At 37.6% G+C, this 12,893-nt stretch carries 5 protein-coding genes and 1 pseudogene; 5 read left to right on the top strand and 1 reads right to left on the bottom strand.

The genetic code is table 11. The features are described 5' to 3' along the window. Positions 1-4: 4 nt before the first annotated feature. The gene (locus AC07YT_RS03730) at positions 5-1,480 is read left to right on the top strand and encodes a SusD/RagB family nutrient-binding outer membrane lipoprotein (protein ID WP_086548321.1); all 1,476 of its coding nucleotides are present in this window, start codon (positions 5-7) and stop codon (positions 1,478-1,480) included. A gap of 211 nt (positions 1,481-1,691) precedes the next feature. On the opposite strand, the pseudogene AC07YT_RS03725 reads toward AC07YT_RS03730, so the two are convergent. Then, positions 1,692-2,518 (bottom strand): annotated as a pseudogene (locus tag AC07YT_RS03725) (transposase). A 551-nt stretch (positions 2,519-3,069) separates the two neighbouring features. Here AC07YT_RS03725 and AC07YT_RS03720 point away from each other — a divergent pair. From AC07YT_RS03720 to AC07YT_RS03705, 4 genes are all read left to right on the top strand, one after another. Then, a complete protein-coding gene (locus AC07YT_RS03720; RefSeq protein WP_086548320.1) occupies positions 3,070-6,003 on the top strand; it encodes a SusC/RagA family TonB-linked outer membrane protein in 2,934 nt (977 codons plus the stop codon). A 17-nt stretch (positions 6,004-6,020) separates the two neighbouring features. Continuing rightward, positions 6,021-7,505, top strand: coding sequence for a RagB/SusD family nutrient uptake outer membrane protein (locus AC07YT_RS03715; protein WP_086548319.1), 1,485 nt, complete (start codon positions 6,021-6,023; stop codon positions 7,503-7,505). A gap of 630 nt (positions 7,506-8,135) precedes the next feature. Continuing rightward, entirely contained in the window at positions 8,136-11,303 is a 3,168-nt protein-coding gene (locus AC07YT_RS03710) for a SusC/RagA family TonB-linked outer membrane protein (protein ID WP_086548318.1), read from the top strand. Between the two features lie 18 nt (positions 11,304-11,321). Beyond that, positions 11,322-12,818, top strand: coding sequence for a RagB/SusD family nutrient uptake outer membrane protein (locus AC07YT_RS03705; RefSeq protein WP_086548317.1), 1,497 nt, complete (start codon positions 11,322-11,324; stop codon positions 12,816-12,818). Positions 12,819-12,893: the final 75 nt, after the last annotated feature.

Genomic DNA, 12,893 nt, shown 5'->3' with positions numbered 1-12,893 from the left:
AGACATGAATAATAAAAATAGATATATAACTAAGCAGTTATTGCTTACAATTATAATTGCCACTATTGGCTTATCTGGATGTAAAAAGTTTTTAGATGTAAATGAAAACCCCAATAGCCCAGATTCCGCAGCACCTAATTTGCTTTTACCAGTATCTCAGGCCGCAACTGGCCAAATTGTAGGGAATTTTTTCCAAATTTATGGTAATATTTGGGGGCAATATTGGACGCAAAACCCAACTTCATCTCAATACAGAACAGTTGACCAGTATAACCCTGCTGCTACAGCATTTGATAGGCCATGGTTGATATTATACCGTAATGCATTAATTAATGCAGACCTAATTACAAAAGCTCAGGGCTCAAGCTTAGAGTACACAAAAGGTATTGCTTATTTGATGAAAGCTTACACATTACAGGTAGTTACAGATGCATTTGGCGATGTTCCTAATACTGAAGCATTAAAGCCGGAGCTTTTTCCAGCACCTAAATATGACACACAGGCAGTAGTTTACGATAGCGTTTTTAATTATATTGATAAAGGCCTGGCTTTGGTAAGCGTGGCTAACTCAGCATCACCTGGCGCTCAGGATATGGTGTTTCAAGGAAACATGGCTAATTGGAAAGCCTTTGCTAATACCTTAAAACTAAAAGCTTATCTTAGGTTGGCATATGTTGATGCAGCAAAAGCCGCAGCAGGGGTAAAAGCTTTGTATGCTACAAATCCTACTTTTCTTACGGTTGATGCTTCTATTAAATATTTAAGCACTGGAGGAAATGAAAATCCTTTATATAATGAAATGGTAGGTTTAAGCAGAGTTCAAAATGTAGTAGCAAGTACAACCGCGGTTAGTCATTTTGATGCAAATTCAGACCCTAGGGTGGCAAAGTTTTATGATTTGATTGCAACTGATGTCGCAGCTAAAACTGAACGTTCTATTATACAAGGCAGCTATAATGTTAATACGGGCAAAACGGTTTCTCCTCCTTCAGCATTAGTAGGTGCGAGAGCTAGTAATTCAGCATCTGCTGTTGCGCCAGTTAAATTTATATCTGAAACAGAAAGCTACTTTTTGCAAGCTGAAGCTGTATCGCGAGGTTGGACTAATGGAGTGGGAACAGTTGCTACACTTTATGCTAAAGGTATACAAGCAAGTTTTACCGCTGTAGGTGCTGGCGATGCAACTTCATATATAGCTACCGCACCTGATGGAGCTGCTGCTTTAGCAACCAATGCCTTAAAAGCTATTATTACTCAAAAATACTATGCTATGTGTGGTTTTCAGGGCTTTGAAGCCTGGACCGAATGGCGCAGAACAGGGTATCCTGATTTCTTTGTGGTTTCAATTGCTCCTTCACGTGGTTTGCCCCAAGGTAAGTTTCCGCTTCGTATGGCATATCCCAATACAGAGGCTACATCAAATAAAAACTTTCCAGGTGTAGTAACTATTGATACCCCAGTTTGGTGGGATAAGAATTAATCAAGTTAGATTTATCATAAAAAGGGTTGCCAATTCGGAGGGCACTGAAAAAGTTGGCCTTTTACAGATAACTTTAAAAACGATCAAGTAAGACATGTTCTTACTTGATCGTTTTTTTATTTGGAAGTCTTGTTATGCGCTGGCTAACAACTATTATTAGTTAATTTTGGAAAGCAATGCTATAATAGACTTATAGCTACTTTTTGTTTAGTTATATGCTCAATTTAATGATTCTTTTTAGATTTACAGCGAAATAGCCAATGCGCCAATGCATCTGCATACCATAAATTCCTCAGATATTGCCCTATCATATCCATGGACCGTCTTTTAATTCGCTATTTTTTGCCTCTGTCTTATGCCTGTGTTTTGCTTCTTCTTATAATATTCGGTTTCATGAAAGGCCATCTGTTCTATGTGTACATCTGACTTTATAGATACCGAATAGCTTTTAGTCTTGCACCAGGCCTATAACAATTATCCTGTAATGGGCAGACCTTACACTTTTCAACGTCAAAATAGTAGGTGTCAACCTGGTTAGTCGCATCTTCTTTTTCCCCCATGCTGTGCTTTTCTAAGGCCAGGTGCCCTGCTGGGCACAAACATACCGACATCTTTATTATGACCAACTTACCCTCATCCTTTCTAAAGGCTTGCGTTATCGAAGGGTTCAGCTTTGCTGCTATTTTGATGTTCTCACCATTACTATCCTTTCCGGAATTTGGTCAGAGAGCTCGGATTGATAACATCTTCTTAAGGGGCATCTCTAAGAAGTATTTAAAGGACATATCATACCGGGGACGTTCTTCAACATCCATATCTGAAATGGTGAATATAGTTTTCAAAAGAAGGTATTTAAACATACGTACAAAACTCCTGGCCAAACGGCCATTATCCGGGCAATATTTATCCAAAATCTTATTATATCTAAAACTGAAATCTATTAACTCCTTGATCCTGCGAAAAAGGTTATCTTTGGGGACAATCAGATCGTTGAGCCTGTAAACTCGCTAAATTGAATTTTTGTTGTTGAGGAAGCACCTTAAAAGCGGTTCTAATACGCACTTGGAATCAAAAAAAAGGGAGCAGAAATTATTCTTATTCCTTTTTTACCTAATCTTCATGGAGACTTTTTAGTGTCCTCTCCCAGAACACCGCTTTTTTTATGTGTTCACACGAGAACTTACCAACCGTTTATATCTATCTAGTGCCTGGGTTGATCTCATTAGCTGTTTTAACAATGTATAAGTAGATTCCTGTTAAAAAAACCTATTCTATGTGCAAAGCTTAATTTAAGTATAAAACATTTGTTCTGGTCTAGGCTTTTTGGCACAGTTTTTTTTTTTATAAACTGTCGTTTACTGCCTTCTAATGACAATTTTAGCCTATTTAGGGTTTAAATATGATTATAAGTGCTCATAATATTCTACATTTTGTGGAAAAATTCCCCCAAACGCCTTTTTAATCATACAGGTTTATTGTCAAAACAAAGTCATTATAAAGGCTTGTTTTGTTAAAATTTGTTAAACTCTTAGCAAACTCTTTTATATTTAGCGCTTCAAATAACTATATCATTAACTAACTTAAATTTCATGAAAAAACTTCTACAAAGTTTGTTCATGTTCTTGTTAATCGCATCAACCGCAATAGCACAGAACAGAACAATTTCAGGAACAGTTACATCGTCTGAAGATCGCCAACCTCTTCCCGGTGTAAGTGTTAAAATCAAAGGATCCAATGCTGGTGTTTCAACAGATAGTAAAGGAACCTTTAAAATCACAGTCTCTTCAGGACAAAATGTATTGGTATTTACTTTTATCGGTTATAATACCGTAACCAGACAGATTACAGGCTCAAATGATATCAACGTATCGATGAGCCCAGATGCAACTCTGCTTAATGAGGTCGTAATCAGCAATAACTATATCACTAAAAGAAAGGGTGCTGAAACTGGTTCCGTATCTTTAGTCGATGGAGATAAAGTAGCATCGAGGCCTTCAGGAAATATGCTCCACAACTTACAGGGGCAGGTTCCGGGTGTTGTAGTAGCAGCTGGAAGCGGTAGGCCGGGTGCGGCTCCGCAAATTTTTATTCGTGGTCAGGGATCGATCAACTCTTCATTAGCTCCACTTTATGTTGTTGATGGGCAGCCCGTTGATCCGAGTGATTTTGCACAGCTTAATCCTGAGGATATGGATTCTTTCAATGTATTGAAAGATGCATCTGCAACGGCAATTTATGGTTCGCGTGGTGCAAACGGCGTAATTTTGGTAACAACCAAAAGAGGCATAAAATCAGGTACAGATATCAATTATCAAGCTTATTATGGTTATGAGCAAATTAATAACCAAAAATTTAAGATGATGAACACGCAGCAAAGATTGGATTATGAAGTTGCAATTGGCCGTCGTGCTGCTAATGATCCTGCTATTCCTGAATTATTAAAATCGGATTTTAACCAGGTTGACGAAGTTTTCCAAAAACCTCAAACACAATCGCATTCTTTGAGTATCAGAACAGGTAACGAAAAAACCCAAGCGTTTTTCTCTGGAGAGTATGCGCAACAGAATGGTATCTATTTCGATTCTAAATGGGAAAGGTATGGTGCCCGTGTAACTGTTGATCACAAAGCAAAAAGCTGGTTGAAATTAGGTATCTCATTATATGCTGGTAATACCAATGAGCGTCAGCCAAATGAGACCAGGAATAGTACTGCCAACACTGGTATGATGGCTTATCTGTTATTGCCATATGAAAATGTTCGCGATGCTGAAGGTAATTTTAAACAAAGGCTACAGTATGGTGGATATTCAGGTGCTTATAATAACCTTTGGGTTCGCGCGAATGATTATCAGCATACGGATTATCAAAACTTAAAATTACTTGGAAATACCTACATAGAAGCTGATGTAACGAAAGATATCAAATTCAGGTCTAGCTATGGAGCAAATTATACCAGTTATTATGGCGGTGGGTATAATGCACCTCTAATTGCTGCAGCTGATAATGGTAATGCCAACAGATATTATTCATCATGGATGGATGGCATCCAAAGGAATACCTTAAACTACAACCATACTTTTGGAGATCACTCAATCGCAGCCGTAATTGGTTCTGAATACAATTTCCATAACGATATTGTGTTTAGTGCAACTGCAAAGAACACCTCGTCACCACTATTGTTGGAATTCGGTTCTTTTCAAACCCCGTCAGCAACTAGCGGTTCTTTAAATAAATATAGGATGTTCTCTGCATTGGCAAATGTAAATTATGGTTATAAAGATAAGTATTATGTAGATTTGAGTATCAGACGGGATGGTTCATCTAAATTCGGAAGAAATAACCGCTGGGGTACTTTTTGGTCAGCAGGTTTAGGATGGAACATCAAAAAAGAGGAATTTTTAGAAAATGTTAGCTGGTTATCACTTGCAAAAATCCGCGGATCGATCGGAACAACTGGTAATGATGGTATCGGTTATTATCCTTCATACGATCTTTTCGGCTCAACAACCTATAATGGCGCTGCGGGTTTAACTCCTACCCAGGCAGGAAACCCAGATCTATCATGGGAAATCAAACGTAAATTTAATGTTGGTCTTGATGCGGCATTCTTTAAAAACAGATTAACCTTCACTGCTGATTTTTATAATGACGTAACATATGATATGGTACTCAATGTTCCGGTTTCGTATCTTACTGGCTACTCTTCGATCTATCAAAATATGGGAAGAATGTACAATAGGGGTATTGAATTGGGCTTAGGTGCACAGATCGTTAAATCTAAAGACATTACTTTAAACTTTAATACAAACTTTACGTATAATAAAAATCGGGTTACGGAACTTTATGGATTCAGAGATGAGCTGTTAGGAACTGGTACAGGTGTTTACACTGCTGTAGGCTACATGTATGGTCAGTTAAAATATAACAGATTTTCACATATCGATGGCCAAACGGGTAATGAAGTCTACTTAGATAAAAACGGTAATCAAACAACAAATTTCGACGGTGGCGACGCTGTAGTATTGGACGGAAAAGGCTTCTATGCGCCATATAATGGTGCAGCCTCTGTAGATTTTTCTTATAAAGGCTTTGGTGTATTTATGCAATGGAATTATGTAGTTGGTAAATATACGATCAACAATACCAGGGCATGGATGGAGTGGAACAACGCTTCTTGGAGTAACTACAACAGGGTTGCAGATCTTTATGATAGAATGTGGAAAAAACCTGGTGACAATGATGCCAAATACGGTAAGTATGGTACAGGTACAAATTTCGACGATCGTTATATTGAAAATGCTTCTTATTTAAGGCTGCGAGATCTTACTGTTTACTACAACTTTAACAAATCTTTGTTGAGTAAAACCAAGTTCTTAAATAAAGCCAGAGTTTATGCTAGAGCCAATAACTTAGTAACCATAACAAAATATAGCGGTTACGATCCAGAGTATTTTAACAACCTTGAGCTGGGTATTTATCCTGTTTCTCAAAAATTCACTTTTGGTGTTGATGTAACGTTTTAAGAAAGGAGAAAATTCAAATGAAATTAAATAAGACAATTATATGTACGCTAGCAGTTGCATTAACTTTATCTAGCTGCAAGAAACAACTGAACCAGTTGCCCCCTCAAGCTCTAACATCTGATTTGGTGTTTACTAACATTACTGCTGCTGAATCAGTGTTAAATGGTACTTATGCACCTTTAAGATCTGGTAGTTACTATGGTCGTAACTTTGTTGTGATGAACGATATTACTACCGATAACCTTATCGCCACGTCCTGGTTTAGTAATAACTATTCAGATTGGCAAAGAAATACTTACAATTCATCCACATACGAAACAAGAGATTTCTGGTCAACCGTATACAATGCTATTCACAGGGTTAACACATTTTTGAAAAATGTTGATAATGTAACTCCGATTGCTGGCGAAAATGCAACTACGGTTGCGGCATCAAAACAGTCATTCAAAGCACAGGCTTACGCTTTGAGAGCGCTTTATCTTTTCGACTTATTACGTACTTACTCTAAAATCGATTTGAATGACCGACTAGGCGTACCTATGGTATTAGAGCCTACAACAGAAATTCAGATCCCGCGTCAAACGGTTAAGCAAAATTACGATCAGATCATCAGCGACCTTAATCAGGCAGAAAGTTTAATCGGAGAAACAAATCTAACTTCACAGATTAAGGTAAATAAATACTTCATTGCAGCACTTCAGTCAAGGGTTTATCTATACTACAAAGATTACCAAAAGGCTTCTGATGCAGCAGATAAAGTAATGGCTGGTAGCTTTGGTTACGAAACTACAGCGGCAGGATTAACAAGCCTTTGGACAAATGACGTGAGTACCAAAGAAATTATCTTCAAAATTGGTATCGAAGCGGTTCAGGAATCTGGTGCAGTTAATTATGGAGTGTTCTTTATCAATGATAATGGAGGATCTTTATTGCCGAACCCTGATTATATTCCGTCTAAATCTGTTGTTGATCTATTTTCTGCTACTGATCTTAGAACAGCTCAATATTTGAAGAGCTATACGGTAAGACAATTTGCTACCCCTCTTACATTGGTACAGAAATATCCAGGTAACCCTAGCTATAAGGCTTATTCTGATAAAGCTAATGCCCCTAAATTATTAAGATATGCGGAGGTTGCTCTTAATAAAATGGAAGCTCAGTACTATCTGAGCAAAGCAAATGCAAAAACACTTCTAAAAGCACTAAGATCGGCGCGTATAACCGGATATAATACAGCCTTGGTAGATGCCTATGATGATGCAACCTTACTAAATGAAATTAGGATCGAAAGAAGAAGGGAGTTAGCATTTGAAGGACACGAATTTTTCGACCTTAAGAGATGGGGACTAGGGTTTTCACGTCCTAAGGATGGCACTTATATGGCAACAGAAAATGCTATTGGTGATGTTCCTGCTACGAATTATCGTTTCCAGTGGCCTATTCCTCAGGCTGAAAGAGAATCGAATAAAGCAGCAGAGCAAAATCCTGGATATGCAAACTAATTAATCGAATTTTTTTATGAAAAGCCTGAATGTATTTATGCATTCAGGCTTTTTTATTATTAAAACCATTTAGATTCTAAATTTTTGCACATATTCTAATGCCTTTTTAATCTATTTGTATCATGTTTGATAAATAAAAATTTAATTTAGGAATTAGACCACTATTGAATGAATTAAAAAGCTCTTTTTTTTTCTTTGATATGGTTTTTTAATAAAAATAAAGCAGAAATCTAGTAGTTTAATCTCGTAGTACTTGCATTATAGATTGAATACCTGTATATTGTGTCATTAACCGAAACTAGACTAACTTTTATGAAAAAACTCATGTAGAGATGTTATTCTTTGCTGTTTATTGCAACCGGGGCAGTATCACCATAGAATAATAATAATGGACTCTGATGTCCATTACCAGTTCCAAATAAATACCAAACTAAAAATGCAGCTTTCGAGAACTACATTAGTTGCATGTTATGGATTTTTATGGTCGGGTCAATATTTGTTTCTAATATCAGTTATTTAGTGCGATGTAATTGGGATGCAACAAAAAAATAATATTTTTCTGTTGTAAAATTTGTTTTACAAAATACTTAATCTATATTGTATTATTATTAACTAAACTAAATTATTTTCATGAAAAAACTTCTACAAAGTTTGTTCATATTGCTATTTATTGCTACTTCGGCAATAGCGCAAGAAAGAACAATCACTGGAACAGTTACAGGTAAGGAAGATGGGATGCCACTTCCAGGTGTAAGTGTTAAAATTAAAGGTACAACAGGCGGAACCACAACAGGTGCAGATGGTAAATACACAGTTCGTGTAACTTCGAAGGCAACGGCTTTAGAATTTTCTTACATCGGCTATATTACTCATTCAAGAGCGATCGGTGGAGGGTCAACAATTAATGTTGCCTTAGAGAGCGACTCTAAAACATTAACAGATGTTGTGGTAACAGGATATGGCATAGTGAAAAAGAAAGACTTCACTGGTTCGGTTTCAACGGTTAAAGGCGATGATCTGAAAGATAAACCTGTTCAAAGTTTTACCCAGGGTTTAACTGGCCAGGCCGCTGGTGTTAGTATTGTGCAACCAAATGGTTTATTGAATAATCCTCCAGTTATTCGTGTGAGGGGTGTGAGTTCAATCTCCTTAAGTTCATTCCCATTGGTTATTGTTGACGGAATTCCTTTCCCAACAGGCGATGTTTCTGCCAACTCTTCAGCAAATAATCCATTGGGCGATATCAATCCTGCTGATATTGAGACTATAGACATCCTTAAAGATGCTGCTTCAACGGCATTATATGGATCAAGAGCTGCTGCTGGCGTATTAGTGATTACCACTAAGAAAGGTAAATCAGGATCTGCAAAAGTAAGTTATGATGGATGGGCAGGTGTTAATAATGCTGTTAGATTACCTGAGTTATTAAATGCAGAGCAATATATCCAGTCGAAAAACACAGCGATGAAAAATGCTTTGGCTTTGAACCCCAATACAGTTCCTGCGTCTCAGAGAAATGCAAATGGCGAGAGTTTCTTTCCAACATTAAATCCTGATGGATCGATTGTTGATACAAAGTGGTATGATGTAATTTATCGTACTGCCTATTCTCAAAACCATGCTGTAACCGTTTCTGGAGGAACAGACAAAACTACTTACTATCTATCTGGTGGTCTTTCTGATCAAGACGGTTTCTTAAAGGCAAACTCATTTAAAAGATATTCAGCCCGGGCAAATCTTACCCACCAGGCAACAAGTTGGTTAAAATTAAATGCAAATATTAACTATAATAACAGCTTAAATAGTTCACCGAATAGTGGTTCTATACCCGGAGCAGCCTTTAACTCATCAGGCTTGGGCCGAATAGCTGTAGTAATGGCTCCGAATATTAAACCATTTAATAATGATGGTAGTTACAGCGTATCTGGTAATAATATTGGAAGCGGAGCCAACTTGGTACCTATTACTTACGTTAACCCTCAGGTAATTATTGACAAAGATGTAAATACATCGGAATCGAACAGGTTTCTTACTAATTTAGGAGCTGAAATTAAGATTGTCGAAGGATTAACGGCAAGAAGTACTTACTCTTGGGATAGAAGTAATACTGAAAATATTCAGTTTTGGAACCCTATTAATGGCGACGGTTTTTCTTATCCTGGTTATGCATACAATAATTCGGCAAGAAGAAACAACTGGAACTGGATCAGTACCTTATCATATAATAAAACGATTGGCGAAGGACACAATTTAAATTTGAATATCAGTTCTGATATTCAAAATACCAGAACGGTAAACTGGGGGTCTGTTAGGCAAGGATTGGCGGATCCTTCATTTTTCACCCAATACCAGGGAACTTTCTTTACAAATGTAGCTGGTGGTAACTCAATCTCTGAACAGGCATGGCAGGCATATATTGGAAGTATTAATTACAACTATAAAGGGCGATATTTCCTAAGCGGTAATATCAGAAGAGATGGTAATTCAGCATTTTATATTGATAACCAGTGGGGAACTTTTGGAGGTGGATCTATTGGATGGGAAATAGGCCAAGAAGACTTCTTCAAAAACTCATCGCTAGGGTCAACCATTAATTCTCTACGTTTACGTGCGAGTTATGGTAAAGTTGGTAATGCTAACGTTGGGCCTTATCAAGGCTACACCACTTATAGTTCTGGTATTTATGGGGAGGGAGCATTAGCATGGTCATTTTCCAATGCAGCAAACAAAGAACTTAAATGGGAAACCAGTAAACAAACAGATATAGGTTTAAATGTTGGCTTATTAAATAACCGCATTACCTTTGAAATGGATTATTTCTATAAAGATATTAATAACCTGATTTTAGGTGTTACTCAAGCACCATCGAAAGGTATTCCGAATACAGATGGCAAAATCAATACTAACGTTGGTTCCATGTACAACCGAGGATTTGAATTCGCTTTAAGTGGTTCGCCAATTAAAGGCGGCGATTTAACTTGGACTTCGAGCCTTAACTTTACCACAATCAAAAACATGGTTACAGCACTTGATCCATCACTTCCTAAGTTAACTGAATCTACAGGAGGTCTTGAAACAGCAAGTATAACTGTAGAAGGCAAATCGATTGGGGGAATTTATGCTGTTGAAACAAGAGGCGTAAACCCAGCAAATGGAAGAAGAATCTTTGTTAATAAAGACGGCAGGGAAGTTCAGTACTTACATCAAGGTGGTGTAAATGCCTGGACTTACTTGGATGGTACTGCTGCTAACCCAGTTAATGCAAATGATCAAAAATACATTGGCAACACACTTCCAACCTGGTACGGAGGTTTTAACAATACATTCACCTACAAAAACTTTGATCTGAATTTCATGTTCACCTACTCTGGTGGAAATTATATCTACAATGGTTCTCAGGCAGGTTTACGTGATCAGCGTTTTTGGAATAACTCAACAGATGTGTTAAATGCCTGGACAACAGCTGGCCAGCAAACCAACATTCCAAGAGTGGTTTATGGAGATAACATTTCGAATGGATCGTCTTTCCCAATTTCTGAAAATGTTGAAAAAGGAGATTTCTTACGTTTACAGGCTGCTACTTTAGGCTATAAAGTACCTGCCACTCTTTTTGGAAGAACAGGAATCACAAGCTTAAGAGTATATGCATCTGTAAATAATGCTTTCATTATTACAGGATACTCTGGTGTAGACCCTGAAATCTCGACGAATGGTAACTCGAACTTAGCTGCAGGTGTTGAGCGGAATAGTATTCCACAAGGGAGACAGTTCACTTTTGGTCTTAGCTTAGGTTTGTAACAATTAAATATTAACTACATGAAAAAATACTTAAAATCATATAGGTTACAATTAGTCAAAGCGGCTATTGTGGCTATCCCTTTATTCGCGAGCATCACATCTTGTAAAAAAGAAACGTTGCAAATTGCCCCAGAGTTATCATTGCCTGATGTAAGTGCTTATGAAACCCCAGCACGTATAGAGGCCTTGGTAACCGGTTTATATTCAACCGCAAAGAGCGGATCTTTATTTGGTGGACGTTATCAGATTTATAATGACATTAGAGCTGAAGAATTTATAAATCGTACTTCTAATGGCGTAACAGGCTCAACGGTCTATAATTCGACCAATAACAACGGCGATACTTATGTTGGTAACTTCTGGAACCAGGGATATTTACTAATTAACAGGGTAAATGTCTTTCTTGATGGGCTTGAGGCCAACAAAAGTAAACTAACCCAGGCTCAATATGATCAATTTTCATCTGAAGCCAAGTTTTTACGTGGTTTGACCTATTTCAGTTTGGTTCAAATTTTCGCTAAGCCTTATATTTCCAATGCAGGTGCTTCTAGAGGATTACCATTGCGTTTGCTCCCTGAAATTAGCACAGCAAATAACATATTAAAAAGCAGTAGTGTAGCCGAAATTTATACTCAGATTCTTAAAGATCTTGATGCTGCAGAAACCGGTCTTCCTAACACCTATTCAACCGCTTTGCTTCGAACAACAAGGGCTCATAAAAATACCGCCATTGCATTAAAAACAAGAGTCTATTTAACTATGGGTAACTACGCGAAAGTTGTTGAGGAAGGCGATAAAATTGTTCCGGCAACCGCACCTTTTTCTACCTCTGCCCGTGCGCCACATGCTCTAGCCGCTTCATTAAGAGCAGTATTTACTGCACCATATACAACTTCAGAATCGATTTTTTCTTTTCCGTTTGCTGCTACAAACGCACCTGGCACTCAGAATCAAATTGGTTACTACTTCAGTTGGGATGGTGGAGGTAACTTAGATTATGCTATAAACACCACTACAGGTACTTATTCTGGCATATATACTGATCCAATTTGGCCTGCTTCTGATGCAAGAAAAACATCAGCTTTAATCTCTACAGCTACTATTAGTGGAACGTTATATACTTACCCAACAAAACATAGTGCTGTAAGTCCTTTTGTAGATTATGTAACCATGATCAGATACGCAGAAGTGTTGTTAAACGTTGCTGAAGCAGAAGCGTTACGCACAGGTGGTAACCTGGTTCGTTCAAGAGCTTTGCTTGATGCTGTTCGTAAGCGCTCAGATGCGACTTATGATTTTGGCGTTTTAGCAACTGGTGCTCAACTTGCTGATGTGATCCTAAAGGAAAGAAGAATAGAATTGTTAATGGAAGGCTTCAGGTATAATGATATCGCCAGAAAAAACTTACCCCTAAAATCATTTGGAGCTAACGCTACTATTCCTGTAGCAGATGTTAGGTATACATTTCCTATTCCTGCCCAGGAGATTATTAGTAATCCTGCAGCTGAATGGTAAAGTAACGTAGTATTTCAGATAAAAAACAGCCTTTCAAATTTATTTTGAAAGGCTGTTTTTTGTTATAGGAATCCC

It is taken from the genome of Pedobacter sp. GW460-11-11-14-TSB4, from assembly GCF_059423705.1.
The sequence above is the reverse complement of the archived record's forward strand: the minus strand, read 5'-3'. Positions and strand labels throughout refer to the sequence as shown.